20 protein-coding genes and 2 pseudogenes are annotated in these 18,751 nt (G+C 50.6%); 8 read left to right on the forward strand and 14 right to left on the reverse strand.

Annotated elements, in window-relative coordinates:
- Positions 1 to 154 precede the first annotated feature (154 nt).
- The 4 genes from B1H58_RS12035 to B1H58_RS12050 form a co-directional block, all read right to left on the reverse strand.
- A complete protein-coding gene (locus B1H58_RS12035; protein WP_237172374.1) occupies positions 155 to 337 on the reverse strand; it encodes a hypothetical protein in 183 nt (60 codons plus the stop codon).
- A 277-nt stretch (positions 338 to 614) separates the two neighbouring features.
- Positions 615 to 1,295 carry a type 1 glutamine amidotransferase domain-containing protein gene (locus B1H58_RS12040; protein ID WP_085070591.1) on the reverse strand — a complete coding sequence of 227 codons (681 nt, stop codon included), beginning with the start codon at positions 1,293 to 1,295 and terminating at the stop codon, positions 615 to 617.
- Between the two features lie 111 nt (positions 1,296 to 1,406).
- The gene (locus B1H58_RS12045; RefSeq protein ID WP_085070593.1) at positions 1,407 to 2,012 is read right to left on the reverse strand and encodes a TetR/AcrR family transcriptional regulator; all 606 of its coding nucleotides are present in this window, start codon (positions 2,010 to 2,012) and stop codon (positions 1,407 to 1,409) included.
- A gap of 114 nt (positions 2,013 to 2,126) precedes the next feature.
- Positions 2,127 to 2,882 (reverse strand): DeoR/GlpR family DNA-binding transcription regulator, encoded by a 756-nt coding sequence (locus B1H58_RS12050; protein ID WP_085070595.1) that lies wholly within the window; start codon positions 2,880 to 2,882, stop codon positions 2,127 to 2,129.
- 87 nt (positions 2,883 to 2,969) lie between these two features.
- Here B1H58_RS12050 and B1H58_RS12055 point away from each other — a divergent pair, with 87 nt between their 5' ends.
- Both B1H58_RS12055 and B1H58_RS12060 read left to right on the forward strand, forming a co-directional pair.
- Positions 2,970 to 3,554, forward strand: coding sequence for an NUDIX domain-containing protein (locus B1H58_RS12055; RefSeq protein ID WP_085070597.1), 585 nt, complete (start codon positions 2,970 to 2,972; stop codon positions 3,552 to 3,554).
- Positions 3,555 to 3,561: 7 nt separating this feature from the next.
- Complete coding sequence (locus B1H58_RS12060; RefSeq protein ID WP_085070599.1) at positions 3,562 to 3,924, forward strand: TIR domain-containing protein; 363 nt, start codon at positions 3,562 to 3,564, stop codon at positions 3,922 to 3,924.
- Positions 3,925 to 4,091: 167 nt separating this feature from the next.
- On the opposite strand, the gene B1H58_RS12065 is transcribed toward B1H58_RS12060, so the two are convergent.
- Positions 4,092 to 4,913 (reverse strand): alpha/beta fold hydrolase, encoded by an 822-nt coding sequence (locus B1H58_RS12065; protein ID WP_085070600.1) that lies wholly within the window; start codon positions 4,911 to 4,913, stop codon positions 4,092 to 4,094.
- A gap of 701 nt (positions 4,914 to 5,614) precedes the next feature.
- Between B1H58_RS12065 and ycgZ the strand changes: the two genes are divergently transcribed.
- The 4 genes from ycgZ (at position 5,615) to B1H58_RS12085 (ending at position 7,868) form a co-directional block, all read left to right on the forward strand.
- On the forward strand, positions 5,615 to 5,866 hold the full coding sequence (ycgZ, locus tag B1H58_RS12070) for a regulatory protein YcgZ (protein WP_237172376.1): 252 nt from the start codon (positions 5,615 to 5,617) through the stop codon (positions 5,864 to 5,866).
- A 198-nt stretch (positions 5,867 to 6,064) separates the two neighbouring features.
- The gene (locus B1H58_RS12075; RefSeq protein WP_085070601.1) at positions 6,065 to 6,376 is read left to right on the forward strand and encodes a hypothetical protein; all 312 of its coding nucleotides are present in this window, start codon (positions 6,065 to 6,067) and stop codon (positions 6,374 to 6,376) included.
- A gap of 185 nt (positions 6,377 to 6,561) precedes the next feature.
- On the forward strand, positions 6,562 to 7,422 hold the full coding sequence (locus B1H58_RS12080) for an AraC family transcriptional regulator (protein ID WP_085070603.1): 861 nt from the start codon (positions 6,562 to 6,564) through the stop codon (positions 7,420 to 7,422).
- A 38-nt stretch (positions 7,423 to 7,460) separates the two neighbouring features.
- On the forward strand, positions 7,461 to 7,868 hold the full coding sequence (locus B1H58_RS12085; RefSeq protein WP_085070605.1) for a DUF2000 domain-containing protein: 408 nt from the start codon (positions 7,461 to 7,463) through the stop codon (positions 7,866 to 7,868).
- Positions 7,869 to 8,037: 169 nt separating this feature from the next.
- Here B1H58_RS12085 and B1H58_RS12090 read toward each other — a convergent pair whose 3' ends face one another.
- Positions 8,038 to 8,394, reverse strand: a complete 357-nt coding sequence (locus B1H58_RS12090; RefSeq protein ID WP_085070606.1) for a hypothetical protein — start codon at positions 8,392 to 8,394, stop codon at positions 8,038 to 8,040.
- Between the two features lie 167 nt (positions 8,395 to 8,561).
- Positions 8,562 to 9,071: a MarR family winged helix-turn-helix transcriptional regulator gene (locus B1H58_RS12095; protein ID WP_085070608.1), complete on the reverse strand. Its 510-nt coding sequence runs from the start codon at positions 9,069 to 9,071 to the stop codon at positions 8,562 to 8,564.
- 147 nt (positions 9,072 to 9,218) lie between these two features.
- On the opposite strand from B1H58_RS12095, the gene B1H58_RS12100 reads away from it, so the two are divergent.
- Together B1H58_RS12100 and B1H58_RS12105 are read left to right on the forward strand one after the other, a co-directional pair.
- Positions 9,219 to 10,370 (forward strand): MFS transporter, encoded by a 1,152-nt coding sequence (locus B1H58_RS12100; RefSeq protein WP_085070610.1) that lies wholly within the window; start codon positions 9,219 to 9,221, stop codon positions 10,368 to 10,370.
- A 221-nt stretch (positions 10,371 to 10,591) separates the two neighbouring features.
- On the forward strand, positions 10,592 to 13,726 hold the full coding sequence (locus tag B1H58_RS12105) for an efflux RND transporter permease subunit (protein ID WP_085070612.1): 3,135 nt from the start codon (positions 10,592 to 10,594) through the stop codon (positions 13,724 to 13,726).
- A gap of 161 nt (positions 13,727 to 13,887) precedes the next feature.
- Here the strand turns inward: B1H58_RS12105 and B1H58_RS12110 are convergent, their stop codons facing one another.
- The 7 genes and pseudogenes from B1H58_RS12110 to B1H58_RS12140 all read right to left on the reverse strand — a co-directional run.
- Positions 13,888 to 14,742, reverse strand: a complete 855-nt coding sequence (locus B1H58_RS12110) for a PA4780 family RIO1-like protein kinase (RefSeq protein ID WP_085070614.1) — start codon at positions 14,740 to 14,742, stop codon at positions 13,888 to 13,890.
- A 493-nt stretch (positions 14,743 to 15,235) separates the two neighbouring features.
- Complete coding sequence (locus B1H58_RS12115) at positions 15,236 to 16,228, reverse strand: zinc-dependent alcohol dehydrogenase family protein (protein ID WP_085070616.1); 993 nt, start codon at positions 16,226 to 16,228, stop codon at positions 15,236 to 15,238.
- A 149-nt stretch (positions 16,229 to 16,377) separates the two neighbouring features.
- On the reverse strand, positions 16,378 to 17,268 hold the full coding sequence (locus B1H58_RS12120) for a LysR family transcriptional regulator (protein ID WP_085070618.1): 891 nt from the start codon (positions 17,266 to 17,268) through the stop codon (positions 16,378 to 16,380).
- A gap of 23 nt (positions 17,269 to 17,291) precedes the next feature.
- A pseudogene (locus B1H58_RS12125) lies at positions 17,292 to 17,447 on the reverse strand (integrase arm-type DNA-binding domain-containing protein); the annotation flags it as partial.
- Positions 17,448 to 17,572: 125 nt separating this feature from the next.
- A complete protein-coding gene (locus B1H58_RS12130) occupies positions 17,573 to 18,040 on the reverse strand; it encodes a hypothetical protein (RefSeq protein ID WP_085070620.1) in 468 nt (155 codons plus the stop codon).
- Between the two features lie 67 nt (positions 18,041 to 18,107).
- Positions 18,108 to 18,584 (reverse strand): DUF943 family protein, encoded by a 477-nt coding sequence (locus tag B1H58_RS12135; protein WP_085070622.1) that lies wholly within the window; start codon positions 18,582 to 18,584, stop codon positions 18,108 to 18,110.
- Positions 18,568 to 18,720, reverse strand: a pseudogene (locus B1H58_RS12140) (DUF3289 family protein); the annotation flags it as partial. The gene B1H58_RS12135 and the pseudogene B1H58_RS12140, both read right to left, overlap by 17 nt.
- Between the last annotated feature and the right edge of the window lie 31 nt (positions 18,721 to 18,751).

An 18,751-nucleotide genomic window follows, 5' to 3' on the forward strand; every position in this document is an offset into this window, starting at 1 on the left:
AAACCGATAAAGATATTAAACGTTTCATTGATTATTCACTCTGTTTTTACTGACGTTAAGGTGGTCAGGCGGAACTACTCGCCTGCAATAACCCGCATTTAATAAATTAACAGTACGATATGGCAACTATTTTTTGAAAACACAGGGCGGTTCATTAGCGCGATGGATTCGCTGGCTGGCGGTATTTTACCGGTGTGGCCACTGGCCCCCAGCCAGAGCCATCAGCAAAAGCGCCATGCACCAGAACAATATTTTTTACCTGCTCAGCCAAAGCGTTCTGCGCGGAGACAGACAGAACAACACTTAATGCCAGAGCCGCATATGTTTTCTTCATCATAATCTTCTTCCTTAATCGCCTGATTTTTGAAAAAGGGTGGTGACAGCACTGGCCTGTTGATCAGCCTGTGCCGCAGAGTGGGCATTCAGCTGCCCGCATGTTTAATCAGCACGTCATAAAATCTGCTCTGACCGCTGCGGCAATTCTGTTTTAGGGCCGCGTAGTTCCTGCCCTGGGATGAAAGGGCAGGTGGCTCTCCCTTATGAACAGGGAGGACGCCTCAACTTCAGCAAAGAGGAACAAATGCAGAAAGCTGTCACAGCAATGATATTGTCGGTTAGCGAGTAAACTGCCCGATAAGCAGGGCAGCCGTCTCTGCTGAGGATGTTGGATTCTGGCCGGTAATCAGCAGGCCATCGCTGACCACATAAGAGCTCCAGTCTTCACCTTTAGAGTAAATACCGCCTTTAGCGATCAGCTCATCTTCAACCAGGAAAGGAACAACATTCGTCAGCCCTACCGCCTCTTCCTCAGTATTGGTAAAGCCTGTGACTTTTTTACCTTCGACCAGCGGCCTGCCAGCAGGCGTTTTCACATGACGCAGCACGCCTGGCGCATGACAGACAAGGGCAACCGGCTTGTTTGCGGCGATAAATGATTCAATCAGAGCGATTGAATGAGGATCCTCTGCCAGATCCCACAGCGGGCCGTGGCCTCCCGGATAAAAAACGGTGTCGTAATCCGCTTGCGATACGCTGTCAAGACGGATCGTCCCGGCCAGTTGGGCGGTAGCGGCTGCATCGGCTTCAAAGCGGCGGGTGAGTTCCGTCTGAAACATAGGCTCGTTGCTTTTTGGATCCAGCGGCGGGTTACCACCTTTTGGTGAAGCCAAAGTGATCTCGGCACCGGCCTCTTTAAAGGCGTAGTAAGGCGCCGCCAGCTCTTCCAGCCAGAAACCTGTTTTACGTCCGGTATTGCCCAGCTGGTCATGTGAAGTCAGTACGATTAATACTTTCATGATGTATCTCCTGATTTAGGATGGATAAGCTAACATTTTTAAGTAGACCGGTCGTCTTAAAGACTGGCCTGAAAAAACGCCACGAAGGCGCTTTTTATCTGCCTGCCCGGGTTAAAGGGCAGGGTGAAGTAATTTTTGCGTGGCTGACAGGGCTGCATCAAACGGCTGTACATCACGCATAATTTTTACCATGACGCTGGTCCCGAGCCAGAGTTGATAGAGGCTTTGGGCCAGCTCTGCAGGATCGCCTTTTGTATCAAGCGAACCGTCAGCAAGACCTGCTTTTATCGCTCCCGCCAGATGCTGCGTAATGGCAGCAGTACCGCGCCTGAGCGATTCGCGCATCGCTTCCGATAAATCGGCAACCTCGGCACCAAGCTTGACCGCCAGACACTTTCCCTGACAATCTTCAAATGACTGGTTGTTGCGCCACTGATGAAAATATTCCATTAACCGTTGCGCTGCTGTAAGGTCCTGTCGGGAAAAAAGCACGCTCATCTCCGACAAGTAGTCTTCAAAATAGTAGTCAAGCAACGCTTCACCAAAAGCTTCTTTTGAACTGAAATAGTTATAGAAAGAGCCTTTCGGGACAGAAGCCGCCGTCAGGATTTCATTCAGCCCTACGGCAGAAAAACCTTTTGCGGCCATAATACGGTAGCCGGCATCAAGAATGTTCTGTCGGGTGCCTGCATTTTTTTGTGCTGTGGTTTTGTTCATGAATTAACCTTAGACCTAATTAGACCGGTCGTCTACATAAATTTTACTTTTTTATTTTTAGCAGGCGAAAAGCTGGCGCGCCAGCATGAGTATCAGGTATTCCGGCGCGTTCGGTCAGGCTTTGATTACCGTAATGCCTTTCGCGATAAAGGGCGACAGCAAATGCTCTGCGGTATTCTCTTCCACCACCATGGTATTAATCAGCGAAATATCGCCGATAACCCAGGCAGAAGCACTGTTCAGTTTTTCCGGCGAGGCCAGCACGATGGTTTCCGCCGCCTTCTGTGAAAACGCGCGCTTGATGCATGACTCTTCATAGTCGCCGGTACTCAGTCCGGCATCGGCATGAATGCCGGTTACGCCCATAAAGAAAATATCCGCGCGCACGTTAGCGACATTTTCAATGGCTGCCGCGCCTACGGCAACCAGCGAATGTTTAAATAGCCGACCGCCGATCATAATGACATCAATGAGCGGATGATCCGCCAGGCCAAGCGCAATGCTGGGGCTATGGGTAACCACGGTAATTTGCAGGCTGTGCGGTAAAAAGGTAATCAGCTCGGCGGTGGTGGTACCGCCATCAATCATTACTACCTGTCCTGGCTCAATCAGCTCCGCTCCCCTTTTCGCAATAACACGCTTCGCATCCAGCCGCAGATTTTTACGTTCGGCAAAGGTCACGGTTGCGGCGGAGGCGGGCAGTGCCCCGCCGTGAACCCGCTGTAACAGGCCTTCGGCAGAAAGCTCGCGTAAATCGCGGCGGATGGTGTCCTCTGACACATTGAAGGCTTCGCTAAGATCTTTAGAGAGCACCTGCCCCTCAGCGGCGAGTTTTTGCAGGATAAGTTGTTTACGTTGTGACGTGAGCATCTGGCCTTTTTCCTGATTGCACGAATTAACTTGAATGTGCATGTTTGTGCACGCTAATATGCTGATCTTACCGACGGAGGAGCAATTATGCCAGCTAAACATGCAGAAGTGCGCATTCTTGACAGCAAAATCTTATCGGATGACTGGTATTTACTGAAAAAATATACCTTTGAGCTACAGCGCCGTGACGGCGAGTGGCAGCGGCAAAGCCGTGAGGTTTACGACCGGGGCAACGGGGCGGTGATCCTGCTTTATAACCGCAGCAGGCAAACCGTTATTTTGACGCGTCAGTTTCGTTTTCCCGTTTACGTTAACGATCATCCCGGCCTGCTGCTGGAAGCGCCAGCAGGATTACTGGATAACCTCGATCCTGAAAAGCGTATTAAAGCCGAAGCGGAAGAAGAGACCGGTTATAAAGTTGAACAGGTGCAAAAGGTATTTGAAGCCTTTATGAGTCCAGGGTCGGTCACGGAAAAACTTTATTTCTTTATCGCCGAGTATAACGCCGAACAGCTTTCCGGCGCAGGCGGCGGCATTAAAGAGGAGGGCGAAGATATTGAAGTGATCGAAATGAATTTTCAGCAGGCAATGGAAGCAATTGATAACGGTGAAATAGCAGATGCCAAAACCATTATGTTACTCCAGTACCTTGCCCTGAAGGGCATCATGTGAGGTAAGTATGGCTGCAGAATTAATCCTTATTGCCGGACCGTACCGTAGCGGAACGCAGGGCGATGAAACCCTGATCGCCAGGAATCTTCATCGGCTGGAAGCGGCAGCATTGCAGGTTTATCAACGTGGGCACGTTCCTGTTATTGGCGAATGGCTTGCGCTTCCTTTAGCCAAAGCGGCGGGTTCAAAATATCTGGGTGATGAAATTAGTGAATCAATGCTTTATCCGGTAGCTCACCGCTTAATTGCACAGTGCGATGCGATATATCGTATTGAGGGGGAGTCAAAGGGGGCGGATAAAGATATTGAAGTGGCAGAAAAACGGGGCTTAAAGATCTATCGCTCCCTTGCAGAAATAGAACCGGTATAAAAACGTGCGCTGTTACCAACAGATTTCTCAGCCTTGAGCCGGAAAGGTACGTTTTTAAAAAAGCCGGTCTGTCAGGAAAGACTTTTCTGCCTGGTTACCATCAGCCTCTATTTCTGATGCAAACAGGTTTTTTATTTGAAGAGGATGCCACGCATCCTCTTTTTCGCTTAGTGCGCCTGCAGGAACGCCAGCAGATCGTTGTTCAGCTGATCCTGGTGTGTTACCGCAAAGCCATGCGGTCCGTTCTCATAGACTTTCAGTTCGGCATTCGCGATCATCTCTGCCGCCACTTTACCGGTGGTTTCAAACGGCACCACCTGATCGTTGCTGCCGTGGATCACCAGTGTCGGCACATCAATTTTCGCCATATCTGGCCGGAAATCCGTTTCCGAGAAGGCGGTTACGCAGTCCAGCGTGCTTTTCAGCGATGCCAGCAGCGCAATATTTAATGTCTGTGTCAGCACGCCGTCAGAAACCGTTTGTCCGGCATTAATACCATAGAAAGTCGGTGAGAACTCGCTAATGAACTGGGCACGATCTTTTAGCAATGCGCCACGAATTTCGCTGAAAAGGCTTAGATCAACGCCTTGCGGATAATCCTCCGCTTTCCCGAAAATTGGCGTAACCGCGCCCAGCAGCACCAGACCCGCCACGCGTGACGTGCCGTAACGGCCGATATAACGCGCCACGTCGCCGCCGCCCATTGAAAAACCAACCAGCGTCACCTCTTGCAGATCAAGGCTGGTAATTAAGTCATTAATATCCGAGGCAAAGGTATCGTAATCGTAGCCCTGCCACGGCTGATCCGAGCGGCCAAAACCCCGACGGTCAAAGGCAATAACGCGATAGCCGCGTTCGGCAAGAAAATTGAGCTGGCTATCCCACATATCTGCATCCAGCGGCCAACCGTGACTGAACAGTACCGGTTTACCTGTACCCCAGTCTTTGTAATAGATCTGGGTGCCATCCTGGGTTCTGAAAGTACTCATAACAATCCTCATTTTGGTTATTTAACAAAAACGGGCTAATGATCGTTTGCCAGGCGCGACCAGATAACGGACAACGGGCAGCTTTCGCCGCGACAAGGCAGCTGGCTTACCTTCTGAATAGAGCCGGTAAAGGCGTGGGCGTCAACAGAATTGATGTAATAATCATCAATCCGGAATGGATAACTTATTGATTTTAGGTATTTACTTTACCGGGTTAGCCGCAAATTTTCAGGAAAATGCGAGATAAAAATGGGAGTAACGCAAAATTGATCGCCGCAGCTTATCCATTTTCATCATGAAACAGGTTTAATTGATCTGCCGCAAGTTCAGTCTTTTCTTACTCTGCCAAATTATGGCGCAGAGGATGTTAAAAACCTTAGCAAGGGTGAGAAAATATTATGACAATGAAAATGAGCTTAACTGGATTGTTGCTGGTGTGGTTGGTCTACGTAGGCTGGATGGTCAGTTATTACAGCAGCACCTTCAGCCTGTTCCAGTACTAAGGCAACAACGGCCTGCGTAGACAGGCCGTTTTGCTTCCCTTCTTTCCGGGCAGGCGCGCATGCACCTCTTCCTTCTGCTTCGGATCAAGAACAATCCGCAATACATTCAGCAAAAAATACCTGTACAGCTTTTGTTTTTTTGTATAGTTTAGCCTGCATCAACGCTAGCTTATTTTATAATCTGACCATGAGGCGCCAATGATGCAGCAGCAACGATGGACACCTGGAACCAACAAGGCACTTGCTCCGCGTTTTGAAATGGCAGATATGGATATCCCAACTCAGCAGGAAACGCTGGGACAGATCGTCGCTGATATTTTAAGAGCGGGACAGAGTGTCAATCGCAAAGCGATTTGCGCCAGGCTGCTAACGAAACTGGATGGCGTATCCAGCAAAGAAATGGAAAAGCACTATCATGGGCTGTTGGCTCTGGTGCTGGGGCGAGAGTAATGTTCCGACTTAGGCGCGCTCTCCGATCTGTTTTTTTGTATCAATAATCTGTTTTCACGCTATGCATAGCTGCACTAAAACTCTCCTGATTCTGGCGTAGTTGTTACCGTAAGGAACAGCTGGCGTCTGAAAAGCGCACCCGGTTATTCCGTATCGCCTGAATAACCGGTTTCCTTTAACATCAGCACAGGAGAGAGTTTGGATAAAGACGATTTTAAGAATGTGCATGTAGCCCTTGGCGAAGCGGTGATGTCGATTCTGGACAACCAGAGTGCTTTAAGTAATCACGCCATTATGGATAAATTACAGCAGCTTGCCGAAAGCGAGACTGATGAAGAAAAAGTCATGTCTTACCGGGAGGCAAGAAAAGCATTCAGACACATCCCGCGGTCAGTGACGGGGCTCCGTCGAAAAGACGCCGGTAACGCTGACGCAAAAATGGTTAAAATTCCGCAGAACCGCCTCGTGCTCCGAAGAGCGCGTGGTGAGAATCGCGAGGATAGAGACTAAATAAAATACCGGCAGGCTGCATAGTAGCCTGCCGGTATTTTTTATTAACCGATTGGCTTTTTCCCTGCTGCCATCGGCACCACTGAATTTTCTGACAAAGATTTCCTGCTGGCGAAAAAATGGATAAGGTGAATACCGGACCTGGCACTCAGCCAGACGATTTAATCCTCCTGGCGGAATGAAAAATGCCAAAATCCGTAAACAGCGACTGGATAAATTTGCAGCGGGAGCCTGAAACCGGCATCGAAAGCGTACATGCGCATTTCTATGGTCATGCTTACGATCCGCACGATCATGATGAGATGCTGGTGGGCGTGACGCAAACGGGGCTGCAGCGCTTTAACTGCCATCGTACGCTGCATACCAGCAGTCCCGGTCGGGTGATCCTGATTGAGCCGGGCGCGGTGCATGACGGCCACGCGCCAAATGCAGAAGGCTTTGCTTATACCATGCTCTATCTGCCGCAGGCGTGGCTGGCTGCCATGCTGCAACGCCGTGGGCTGGGCGATATTTCCACGCTTCAGGCCGCTTTTCGCCATACGCTTACTGACGATCCCTTACTGAATAATGCCATACAACAAGCCTTCCATGCCGTTCACTATAACGAAGGCAGGCTGGCGCGCGATCAAAGCCTGGATCGCTTGATCGATCTGCTCTCCCGTCATCTTTCTCTGCGTCCTTCGCTGGCGTCGGGAGAGGCGTTTCAGCAGATGTGTCGGGTCAGGGATTACATGCATGACGGAATGGCGCAGGATATGGGGCTGGATGAGCTGGCCCGCTATGCCGGTATCGATCGTTTTCGTCTGACGCGCCAGTTTCAGAAGGCATTTGGCCAGTCGCCCCATGCTTATCTGGTGCGGCTGCGGCTACGTACCGCCCGCATGCTGTTAACGCAGGGATTCAATCCGGCAGAGGCTGCGGCGCAGGTAGGCTTCGCCGATCAAAGCCACTTTGGCCGCTGGTTCCGGCGCGCCTACCGCATTACCCCAGCCCAGTATCAGCATCAGTGCACAAACGTTCTATACGCGCGAACACCACTTCTCTGATGATGGCTTCTGTTGTTAATCACCGGAGAGCCTGATTGATGTTTGATACCAAAGTCGCACTTATTGTTCGTCACGATCTGGCGATATGGCAGCGCCTGAACGTGGTGGCATTCCTTGCCAGCGGCGTGGCTTCCGCCGCGCCGGAAATGATGGGTGAACCCTATATTGATGCGCACGGCAATCGCTACGGCAATATGCTGGGTCAGCCGATGCTGATTTTTGAAGCCGATCTTAACGGCCTGCAGAGTGCTCATCGTAAAGGGCTGGAAAGAGAGCTAACGCTGATCCCCTATGTACACGCGATGTTTTCCACCGGGCATGATCATGCTAACCGCGAGGTTTTTCTGGCGGAGGATGCGGATAACCTGGATCTGGTTGGCCTGGCGCTACGCGGCCCTAAAAAGGCAGTAGATAAAGCGATAAAAGGGCTGGCGCTGCATAAGTAAGCGCGCAGGCGGGTTAAGGCATCGTGGCGTTATCGCTGTTGGCAAACACTTATCGGCAGCAGCCTGTGTTATTCCGAACAGCAAAAGCAGATGGATAATGGAGCCTCAGGCAGAGGCCTGAAGATTAAAAGGCCGCAAAGGCGGCCTTTTATTAACAGGGTGCCGGGCGTTATTCGCTGACTTTATTTTTCAGATCGCTGGCGCCTTCTTTGGTCTTATTCCAGCCTTTCTCGGTGCCTTCTTTTGTGGCATTCCAGCCTTTTTCGCTACCTTCTTTGGTTTTATCCCATGCTTTCTGGGTGCCTTCGCTGGCTTTGCTGCTCAGGTTATCGCTTTTCCCTTCTGCCGCATGCTCTGACTTCAGCTTCATCTCTTCGCCCTGATGCTGCGTCTGATGCAGCTTTTCTTTTGCGGTATGCGCGCCTTCGTGCGCGGTAGCAACGGTGTCATCCGTTGCGTGGGTGGTTGCCGCGAAAACCGGAGAAGCCAGCAGCAGTGCAGATAGTGCCATGATTGTTTTTTTCATCTTTCCCTCACCAAATAAAAGTTATCAATCTAAAATTATAGTTAACAATGGCACGATAAAACGGTTTTCGCCTTCAGAATAACCTGTAAAAAACAGATCGCTATTTCTTTGACGGTCATAAAAACAGGCACTGTTTACGCTGATAATCGCTTGCTGCTGGCCTCTTCTTACCGTCCGGCATCGCTTTGTTCACCCGGACACGCAACCAGCAGTTCCCGCAGCAGCGTTTCCAGCGCTTTTTGCTGCTCAGGGCTTAACGGAGCGAGCAGCGCCTGTTGCGTGGCGGTGTGTACGTAAAGCGCCTGCTCAATCTGCTCTGCGCCACGCACAGTAAGGCCCACCAGCAGGCTTCGGCCATCGGCCGGATCGGCGATGCGCTCGATCAATCCATCCTGTTCCAGCCTGCTCAACCTGTTGGTCATGGTGCCAGAGGTTACCAGCAATGATTTATACAGCTGGGTTGGTGAAAGGCGGTAAGGTTCTCCGGCTCGCCTGAGCGTAGCCAGCACGTCAAATTCGCCTTCGTGGAAGCCGAATGACTCCAGTGCGTTGGCCCGTGCCTTGCCGAGATGTTTTAACAGGCGCAGCATCCGGCCAAAAATTTTCATGGAAGAGATGTCCAGCTCCGGCATTTTTTCTTCCCACTGCTTAGTCACAAAATCAATGTGGTCCTGCATTTTTCACCTGCTGATCGTTGGGGCTATTTGTTGACGAATGCGGCACGGCTTTTATTATCCAGGCATTTATCTTAACGTTAAGATAAATCTTCGGCGCGTTTTCTGCCGGGTCGGTACCTACCCATGAGCCCTGTTGAGAGGCCACTAATGAAAACTTCTTCACCGCTTCCCGTTATATTTGCTTTAACCGCTTTTCTTGTCGGGCTGAATTTAAGACCCGTACTTTCCGCCGTTGGTCCGCTTTTCCCTCAGCTAAAGAGCGAGTTCGGGCTGTCGGGCATCCAGTTTAGTTTACTTACCACCTTACCCGTTATCATGATGGGGCTGGCGGCGCTTGGCGGCCCTGTACTGCAGCGCCGAACCGGTAGCGTACGTGGTGTTGTCGTCGGGTTAGCGCTAATGGCGCTGGCCTGTCTGTTGAGAAAGTTCAGTCTCTCTTCATCATGGCTGATCGCTACCGCCTTACTCGCCGGAACCGGTATTGGCATGGTTCAGGCGTTACTGCCTGCGCTGATTAAGCAAGATTATGCCAGGTATTCCGCTACGTTAATGTCTTTATTTTCGACCGGCATTATGGCCGGTGCCGCCGTCGCTGCTGCGACCGCCGTGCCGCTATCTAGCGCAATCGGTATCGAAAATACGTTTGCCGTCGCCGGTCTGCCGGCGCTGCTGGCATTAGGCGTTTGGGGAGTGCAAATCAGACGTTCCGCCGCACAGCCGATGAGGCAACATCGTGCCGCCCGTCTGTCGGGACACGCATGGTTGTTAATGCTGTTTTTTGGCATCGGGACCGGTGCCTATACGCTGGTGCTGGCATGGCTACCGCCTCTTTATATTCAGGCTGGCTGGAGCGCCCGCAGTAGCGGTTATATCCTGGCGGGATTAACGCTGACGGAAGTTGTGGCGGGTTTTATGGTGACGGCGCTTGTCCATCGTTTCCCGGATCGGCGCGGGCTGCTGATTATGGTTCTGATGTTACTGCTAGCCGGGCTGGTCAGTTTGATCGTTGCGCCTGGCACCACGCCGATTCTTTCAACATTACTTCTTGGCGCAGGTATTGGCGCACTGTTTCCACTTTCGTTAACAGTTACGCTGGACCATGCCGCTACTCCGTCGGAAGCGGGACGTTTGCTGGCCTTCGTGCAGGGCGGCGGCTATCTGCTGGCTGCTCTGATGCCTTTTATCGCGGGTGTAGTGCAGGACCAGACTGATTCTTTATCTACCGCATGGGGAATCATGAGCGTCGGCGTTATCGTGCTGATCGCTATCGCGTTACGCCTCCGGCCCTTAAATAAATAGTGCTCAGAAAGTAAGGCATTGGCGTACGACTCAGGGCTGCAGGGGAGATAATAAGGGGGGCGTCAATTTTCAGAAGAGAGGTCAAACTATTGCATCCCGTTCCGGCTTACTATTTGCGGTTCCATGGCATCGGACGGAAAGCATTCACTGGCGGACCCCACTGGAAGCTTTTATCTGCTATCCCTGTCATATTGCTTTTTTAAATTCAGAGGCGTCTTTTAATGTTCTCCCGCTTTTTTATTTATCGCCCGGTATTCGCCTGGGTTATTGCCATTTTGATTATGCTTCTTGGGGCGCTCTCTATCACTCAGCTACCGGTGGAGCAGTATCCCGATGTCGCTCCGCCCTCCGTCAATATCAGCGCCACCTATACCGGCGCATCGGCCGAGACGCTGGAAAACAGCGTGACGCAGGTTATTGAGCAGCAGTTAACTGGCCTGGATAATTTGCTCTATTTCACCTCCAGCAGCAGCTCGCGCGGGAGCGTCACCGTCACGGTCACCTTCAGCCAGGGAACCGATCCCGATACTGCTCAGGTGCAGGTGCAGAATAAGGTGCAACAGGCGCTGTCGCGTTTGCCCAGCGAAGTGCAACAGCTTGGCGTAACCGTCACTAAATCGCAGTCCAACTTTCTGTTGGTCATGGGGCTGTATGACACCAGCAATAAGAGCAGCAGTAATGATATTGGTGACTGGCTGGTCAGTAACATGCAGGAGCCGCTCGCCCGTACGGAAGGAGTAGGAAATATTCAGGTATTTGGCGGCCAGTATGCCATGCGCATCTGGCTTGACCCTTACAAGCTGGCCTCTTTTTCACTACAGCCTTCGGATGTCTCCGCCGCGATTCAGTCGCAAAATATTCAAATTTCCGCAGGTAAAATCGGCGGGCTTCCTTCGCCGGATAATCAGCAGCTGACCGCGACCGTACGCGCGCAGTCACGCCTGCAAACGCCGGAGCAGTTTCGCAATATCATTGTAAAAAGCGATCGGAACGGTGCGATTGTGCGCGTGGGAGATGTGGCGCGGGTTGAGTTGGGCAGTGAATCTTATGATATGTCCACCCGCCTGAATGGTTATCCCGCTGCGGGTATTGGCGTGATGCTGGCGCCGGGCGCTAACGCGCTTGATACTGCCACGCTGGTCAAACAGAAGGTGGAAGAGTATCGGCATTCGATGCCAGCCGGTTATGAAGTAGCTTACGCGCTGGACAGTACCGACTTTATTAAAATCTCTGTTAAGGATGTGGTGGTTACCCTGATTGAAGCGATCGTGCTGGTGATCGTGGTGATGTATCTGTTTTTGCAGAATATCCGGGCAACCATTATTCCTGCGCTGGCGGTGCCGGTGGTGCTGTTGGGGACGTTCGGCGTACTGGCGATTTCTGGCTATACCATCAATACCCTGACGCTGTTTGCTATGGTGCTGGCTATCGGGTTGCTGGTGGACGATGCCATTGTGGTGGTAGAAAACGTCGAGCGTATTATGCATGACGAAGGGCTACCGGCGCGGGAAGCCACTGAAAAGTCGATGGGAGAGATCTCCGGCGCGCTGGTTGCCATCGCGTTGGTGCTTTCTGCCGTGTTTCTGCCGATGGCGTTTTTTGCCGGTTCGACCGGTGTTATCTACCGTCAGTTTTCTGTCACCATTATTGCCGCCATGACCCTTTCCGTGGTGGTAGCGCTGACGCTGACGCCTGCGCTTTGCGGCATGCTGCTCAAGCCGGTAAAACCGCACCGGCGAGGCTTTTTTGGCGGATTTAACCGTTTTTATCAGGCTACCGAACGTAAATATCGCCATAAAATTCTGGGGACGTTACGTCGTCCGCTTATCATGATGGCGCTGTATGGTGCGATGGGGCTGGTGCTCTTTGTGCTGTTTACCCGCCTGCCGGGAAGCTTCCTGCCCACGGAGGATCAGGGCAGCATTATGTTGCAGGCAACGTTGCCGGCTGGCGCAACCTCGAACCGTACTGAAGCAGTTAATCAGCAGATTATCGACTGGTTCCTCAAGGAAGAAAAAGAGAATGTTGATGTGATATTTACCATTAACGGCTTTAACTTCAGCGGCGCGGCGCAAAATGCCGGAATGGCTTTTATCAAATTAAAAAACTGGGAAGAGCGAGAAGGGGCGGCTAACTCCGCCGAGGCGATTGCCGGCCGCGCCACGGCAGCACTCTCATCGATTCGTGATGCTCAGGTGTTTGCCCTGACTCCGCCTTCCGTACCGGGGATGGGGCAAAACAACGGTTTCACCTATGAGCTGCTGGCCAGCGGTGGAACCACCCGCAGTGAACTGGAATCGCTACGCGACCAGCTACTGCAAAAAGCGGCACAAAGCCCGGAGCTGATTGCCGTCAGGGCGAATATTCTGCCGCAGACGCCGCAGTTGCAGATTGATATTGATACCAGTAAAGCGGTGGCGCTGGGCCTGCAACTGGATGATGTGACCAGCACCCTTACCAGCGCCTGGGGCGGCGCCTATATCAATGACTTTATTGACCGGGGACGGGTAAAGCGGGTTTACCTGCAGGCCGACGCGCCTTATCGCTCTTCGCCTTCCGATTTAAACAACTGGTATATCCGCAATGCGGATAACGGTATGACACCTTTCTCCGCTATCGCTTCGACGCGCTGGACCATGGGGCCGGAAGCCCTTAATCGTTATAACGGTTCCGCCTCGTTTGAAATCCAGGGGCAGAACGCCGAAGGTTACAGTTCCGGTGATGCGATGGATACCATGGAGCGGCTGGCACGTGAGCTGCCTTCTGGCACCACAGGCGCCTGGAGCGGCCTTTCGCTGCAGGAGAAGCAGGCGGGCGGGCAATCAACCGCGCTGTACGCTATCTCTGTTCTGGTGGTATTCCTTTGCCTTGCGGCGCTGTATGAGAGCTGGTCTATTCCGTTTTCTGTGCTGCTGGCGGTGCCGCTGGGCGTTCTGGGCACTTTGCTGGCCGTGTCGCTGCGCGGGCTGAGCAACGATATCTATTTTCAGGTTGCGCTGTTGACCACGGTTGGCCTTACCTCCAAAAACGCAATTTTGATCATCGAGTTTGCTGAAGATGCGGTAAAACAGGGACGCTCGCTGAGCGCGGCGGCGTTGCAGGCGGCACGCACCCGTCTGCGCCCGATTATCATGACTTCACTGGCCTTTATTGCAGGCGTGACGCCGCTGGCGGTTGCGACCGGAGCAGGGGCCAACAGCCGTATCGCGATTGGTACCGGTATTATCGGCGGCACGCTGGCAGGCACGGTGCTGGCGCTGTTTTTTGTACCGTTGTTTTTCGTGCTGGTGAAGCGGTATCTGACAAGTCATCGTTCTGCGAATAAGCAGAGCACCAAATCCTCTTCCCGTCATTAAGCTGTTTTCACTGCCCGTGGCCTGGCGCCCGGGCGGTAACAAGCGCGTAAGGTTAAGGCTGCGTCGGGTTGGTATGGACTGAGCAAGAAAAAAGGCTACGCTTTGGCGTAGCCTGAATCACTAATCCTAACCACTATCAAAGCGTTTTAATGATCCTGCGTTTATTCTTCATCGCGCTCTTTGGTTGCTCTTTGACGCGCATAAAACTCATCTTCTGCCGCAATAATTTCGTCCATCAGTGAGTCCACATCTACTGTATGCGTTTCTTCAACGAAGAGACCGGTTAGCGGCGTATCTGGTGTCAATTTACCGTCTTCATATAACATCCAGATCTCTTTTGCATAACGTGTTTGCAGGAGATGTGGAGCAAACTGACCGTAGTAAGCGGTTATATTATTAACGTCACGTTCAAACATCGATTGAGCATGATTGTTTGCGGCGGCGTCTACTGCTTGCGGCAGGTCAATAATTACTGGCCCCTGGGCATCAAGCAAGACATTAAACTCTGATAAATCACCATGAACGATGCCTGCACATAACATGCGGACAATATTGCGGATCATGGTATTAAAATCAGCAATCGCATTTTCTTCTGTCAGCCTTACATCGCTAAGACGTGGAGCAACCCTTCCGTCATCATCCGTGATCAGTTCCATCAGTAACACACCGTCAATACAAATATGGGGTTGTGGTACACGTACCCCAGCATTAGCAAGACGGAACAACGCATCGACCTCTGCCGTTTGCCAGGTCTCTTCCTGTTGCTTACGTCCGAACTTTGACCCTTTTTGCATTGCACGGGTATTACGTGTATTACGGACTTTGCGCCCTTCCTGGTATTGCACGGCCTGCTTAAAACTACGTTGCGTTGCTTCTTTGTACACTTTGGCGCAATGGATCTTGCCGCCACATAAGACCGTGTAAACGTCTGCTTCCTTGCCGCTTTTCAGCCGTTGGAGCACTTCGTCTATGAGTCCATCATCAACCAGGGGTTGGATTCTGTTTGGGATTTTCATGCGGCTTTATACCTTATTTCAGCCTTTTTCGTATCAATAACACCGACGGCAATACTGGGAAAAATGGGCAGAGTTTGAATAAATGTTTGAATTTTAGCGGAAAAACCTTCCTGAGTTATCTTTCATGCTGTTCACTTTTCCTGTTTGACACGTAGTACAGCCGGTTAATCGGTGAAGGGCAGGTATAAGGTTAAGTATAACATTCATCGTCGGCGAAGCGTGGCCGTTAAATGAAGCGCGGTATCAGCTGACGCGCAATAATGACCAGTATCGGGAGGCGGATGTTCGATAAAATGAACTAAAGGCTGCTTATGTGTCCGCGTCCGGAACCTGACAGTAAAATAGAGAAACGGACCTTTAATTTGAAGCGAAGAATATCGAAGTCAGTTGTTGGATGTCAGTTCCGGAGTTATCGGTTAGAAACTAAGGGTGATAAAAAGCCCGGAAAATTTCCAGGCTGCACCTAACTCATTTATAAATGCTGCGGTAAAGATTACTCGACGATCACGACGATTTTGCCTACCTGACCATTTGCTTCCATATGGCGCTGTGCGTCTGCAATCTCTTCGAGCGGGAACGTTTTATCGATGACCGGCTTCAGTTTTCCGGCTCGTAAACCTTCAGTGACGAAGGATTTTGCGCGCGCCATTTTTTCAGAGTCCGTCGTGATTTCAAACAGCTCATACCCACGCAGAGTGAGATGCTTACCGAGAATATCAAATACAGGCACAAGCATGTCACGGCTGTCGAGCGCGCCATACTGGAAGAACATGCCCTGCGGTGCCATCACCTGAGTCAGTTTTGCCACGTCCGGGCCGCCGACGGGGTCAAAAACAATATGAGCGCCCGCGCCATCTGTTGCACGATTGATTTCAGCAACCATATCCTGCTCCGCAGTAGCAATGACGGCGGCTGCACCGGCTTTCAGGAGCATTTCGCTTTTTTCAGCGGTGCGCGTAAGCGCGATGGGTTTTGCACCCAGCATGTTAGCTATCTGTATGGCAGCCAGGCCCACGCTGCTTGATGCTGCACGGATCACGACATTCTGACCAGCCTGAAGGTTGCCATATTCAACCAGCGCACCATAAGCGGTGACATACATCATCCAGCTTGCGGCAGCTTCCTCGAAAGAAAGGTTTTCAGGATGCTTCACGACAGCGTGCACCGGTGCGTTGACCAGTTCGCCATACATGCCATATTCATTAAACATAAATGAAGGTATCACGCTTACCAGATCTCCACTGGCAAACTCTTCAACATCCTCACCTACAGCCTGAACAACGCCAGCCGCTTCATAACCAAGACGTGCCGGAAATTCCGGCTCAATAACATACTGGCCGTTGCGGTACATGATTTCTGCACGGTTGAGACCAATCGCATGTACGCGAATCTGCACTTCACCCGCTGCCGGCGCGGGCACCTGTATATCAACAATTTCCAGCACTTCCGGACCACCGGTGCGGTTAAAGGTAACAACTTTAGACATATTCAGCTCTCGTCAGTTAACGGCACTCCTTCAGAATAATGTCGAAGGGACGCCCGAATCATTTGTGAATAATCTACGTTGTTATCAACGCATCAGAAATAGCCGACAGGGAACTTCAGTATTAATTATCCATTAACAATCCGTCTGCTTCAGCGGAGTTGCGTGGCCAGAACCTCACTGAACCAGTCGATAAAGACACGCACTTTTGGAGAAAGGTAGCGCCTGTCCGGATACATCACTGACACCGGCTTTGATACCGATGGGTATTGCGTCAGAATCTCTTCAAGAGCGCCGGAAGCAATATGGGGCGCAACGGCATCAAAGGTGGCCTGGATAATGCCTAAACCAGCCAGGCCACAGGAAAGCAGAATATCGGAATTATCAACCAGCAGGCTGCTCGCAGGACGCAGCGAAACAATGCTCCCGTCTTCGATAAACTTCCATTCCATGACGTCACGACTGTGGTCGCTAAAAAAGTTGATTGCCCGATGCTTATCCAGATCCGCAAGTGTTTCCGGCTGACCGTGCTGCTGCAGATAAGACGGGGCTGCACAGGTAACCATTCTGATGTTACCAAGACGTTTGGATATAAAACTTGAATCCTGAAGCGCGCCCAGGCGGACAAGGCAATCTACGCCTTCCGTAATCAAATCAGTTTTTTTATCCGATGAAACCAGCACGACCTCAATACCTGGGTACAGTGCCTGAAAATGCCTGAGATTAGGGATCAATATGGCATGCGCCAGCGCCAGGGGCACATCAAGTCTCAGACGTCCTTGCGGTGGAAGAGTCGGTGAAAAACTGGCCATCATATCATCAACTTCGGCCAGAACATGCCTGGCATGATGATAGAACTCATCCCCTTCAGCAGTAACGCTCAGCTTTCGGGTTGTGCGATGAATGAGTTTTACACCCAGATCATTCTCTATCTGCTGTATGGCTTTGCTCACGGTGGGGCGATGGATCTGAAGTACATCAGCGGCTTTTGTGAAGCTACCCTGCTCAACAACCTGTATGAAAATATTAAGGTATTCAATCATGTTGCTATGCACGTGGTCACCTGTTTTTTAGGCTGTTTAAAACTGGCATTGTAAAGTAAACCATAGCTCTGTTTGGTTCGCTGCTTTGTCGGAGGCCGATAGTAACGGAACTGCCAAAGTTTACTACCGCTGGATTTGATTAGCAGAGTAAGCCCGTCACTATCATACAGTTGGTAATCACCGATGGAGAATTTTGGTGGCTGGCGGAGTCTGAATTATCTATTTGGTTAATTTTATTTGTTTTTATCTAATTCATATTTTATTGATATACCTGAGCGTATACCAATAACGTAACGCGTTACCTTTATTTTGATGATGCTGGAATGGGGCCTGCCATGATTGTCATATAGGTTTTTAAGCCTGATGTTCTCTTAACACCGCGTGGATCTGAGAAGAAGGGAAGGCGTAAACGCGGTGAATCGGCAACCTTTATCGTCCAGACTGCATCACCAATAAAGCGAAAGTGAACGCTTTCACGGCTTGTACTGAGCTTTTCAAAAACACCGGAGGAATATTCGTTTCCTAACTGCAAAGATTCAAGAACGCCATCATTGAGGCTAATCAGCGTTACAGTAAGGAATTCTTCATAAATCACATCGTCTGTAGTGAAAATAAGGTAGCGGTCATCATCAACCTGAACTGCCGCCTCCAGTACATGGCCGGAAACAATAACGCCGGTTGCTTTTCCTGCAACAATCACTTCTGACTTCGCTTGTTTAAATTCAGTCGCCGGACTGTTTTCAATCAAAGCCACCGTATTAACCGGCTGCATATTTATCTCCATATACGTCCCATCTCTCACGCGGCGAGTGCGCCTCCCACGTTCCGGGCAGGGGGTGTTATTTAAACTCGAATTCATCTGTGAACTTAACTATATCGCCGTTTTTTTGTAGCTGATATTTTCCATCATATGTTGTGAAGATTACACCCAAATTCTTGCTATTGCTGACAGAGAAAACAGCATCTTTATCGATACAGTTTAGCGGTGGCGGCATATCATCAAAGCATAGTCTGTCATAACCATCAGTTTCTTTATATCCCTCACCAAATAGCCAAAAAATAATAGTAAAAGAACCAGAGGATGATGGTTTAGGGATATTATATTTCTTTTTCAGGATAGAGTTATTTTCAAGCCACCAGTTAATTTTTCCTTTATCTGTTGGCGGGAAACTCCTGACTAAAACATAGCTATGATTACCATTGTCATGAACTGCGACGATCTCCACCGGACGTAGTGATAGCCAAAGCCAGTAACCAGCCAATACGCAGCCAGCCAACATGATAAAAGCAATAATTTTCTTAGTTTTTGCTTTCATTACGACCTCCGATAATCTCTACAGTGGCTTCCATATTGGTCATAAAAGGTTTAAAACCAAACTGATTGTAACGCTGGAGGACAAACCAGATACGGAAAAATCGGAACTGGTTAAACTTAAACTTTGAAATATCATCAACAATTGCATTTTGTCGCGCTGGGATCGGA

The organism is Pantoea alhagi (assembly GCF_002101395.1).
GTDB classification, from domain to species: domain Bacteria; phylum Pseudomonadota; class Gammaproteobacteria; order Enterobacterales; family Enterobacteriaceae; genus Mixta; species Mixta alhagi.

Bases quoted from the DNA above. Each gene is read 5' to 3' on its own strand.
- B1H58_RS12115 (WP_085070616.1), bottom strand. From the start codon at position 16,228: ATGTCTAAAGTTGTTACCTTTAACCGCACCGGTGGTCCGGAAGTGCTG.
- B1H58_RS12035 (WP_237172374.1), bottom strand. From the start codon at position 337: ATGATGAAGAAAACATATGCGGCTCTGGCATTAAGTGTTGTTCTGTCT.
- B1H58_RS12130 (WP_085070620.1), bottom strand. From the start codon at position 18,040: ATGCAGCCGGTTAATACGGTGGCTTTGATTGAAAACAGTCCGGCGACT.
- B1H58_RS12090 (WP_085070606.1), bottom strand. From the start codon at position 8,394: ATGAAAAAAACAATCATGGCACTATCTGCACTGCTGCTGGCTTCTCCG.
- B1H58_RS12095 (WP_085070608.1), bottom strand. From the start codon at position 9,071: ATGCAGGACCACATTGATTTTGTGACTAAGCAGTGGGAAGAAAAAATG.
- B1H58_RS12040 (WP_085070591.1), bottom strand. From the start codon at position 1,295: ATGAAAGTATTAATCGTACTGACTTCACATGACCAGCTGGGCAATACC.
- B1H58_RS12135 (WP_085070622.1), bottom strand. From the start codon at position 18,584: ATGAAAGCAAAAACTAAGAAAATTATTGCTTTTATCATGTTGGCTGGC.
- B1H58_RS12050 (WP_085070595.1), bottom strand. From the start codon at position 2,882: ATGCTCACGTCACAACGTAAACAACTTATCCTGCAAAAACTCGCCGCT.
- B1H58_RS12105 (WP_085070612.1), top strand. From the start codon at position 10,592: ATGTTCTCCCGCTTTTTTATTTATCGCCCGGTATTCGCCTGGGTTATT.
- B1H58_RS12045 (WP_085070593.1), bottom strand. From the start codon at position 2,012: ATGAACAAAACCACAGCACAAAAAAATGCAGGCACCCGACAGAACATT.
- B1H58_RS12085 (WP_085070605.1), top strand. From the start codon at position 7,461: ATGTTTGATACCAAAGTCGCACTTATTGTTCGTCACGATCTGGCGATA.
- B1H58_RS12065 (WP_085070600.1), bottom strand. From the start codon at position 4,913: ATGAGTACTTTCAGAACCCAGGATGGCACCCAGATCTATTACAAAGAC.
- B1H58_RS12110 (WP_085070614.1), bottom strand. From the start codon at position 14,742: ATGAAAATCCCAAACAGAATCCAACCCCTGGTTGATGATGGACTCATA.
- B1H58_RS12060 (WP_085070599.1), top strand. From the start codon at position 3,562: ATGGCTGCAGAATTAATCCTTATTGCCGGACCGTACCGTAGCGGAACG.
- ycgZ (WP_237172376.1), top strand. From the start codon at position 5,615: ATGATGCAGCAGCAACGATGGACACCTGGAACCAACAAGGCACTTGCT.
- B1H58_RS12055 (WP_085070597.1), top strand. From the start codon at position 2,970: ATGCCAGCTAAACATGCAGAAGTGCGCATTCTTGACAGCAAAATCTTA.
- B1H58_RS12100 (WP_085070610.1), top strand. From the start codon at position 9,219: ATGAAAACTTCTTCACCGCTTCCCGTTATATTTGCTTTAACCGCTTTT.
- B1H58_RS12120 (WP_085070618.1), bottom strand. From the start codon at position 17,268: ATGATTGAATACCTTAATATTTTCATACAGGTTGTTGAGCAGGGTAGC.
- B1H58_RS12080 (WP_085070603.1), top strand. From the start codon at position 6,562: ATGCCAAAATCCGTAAACAGCGACTGGATAAATTTGCAGCGGGAGCCT.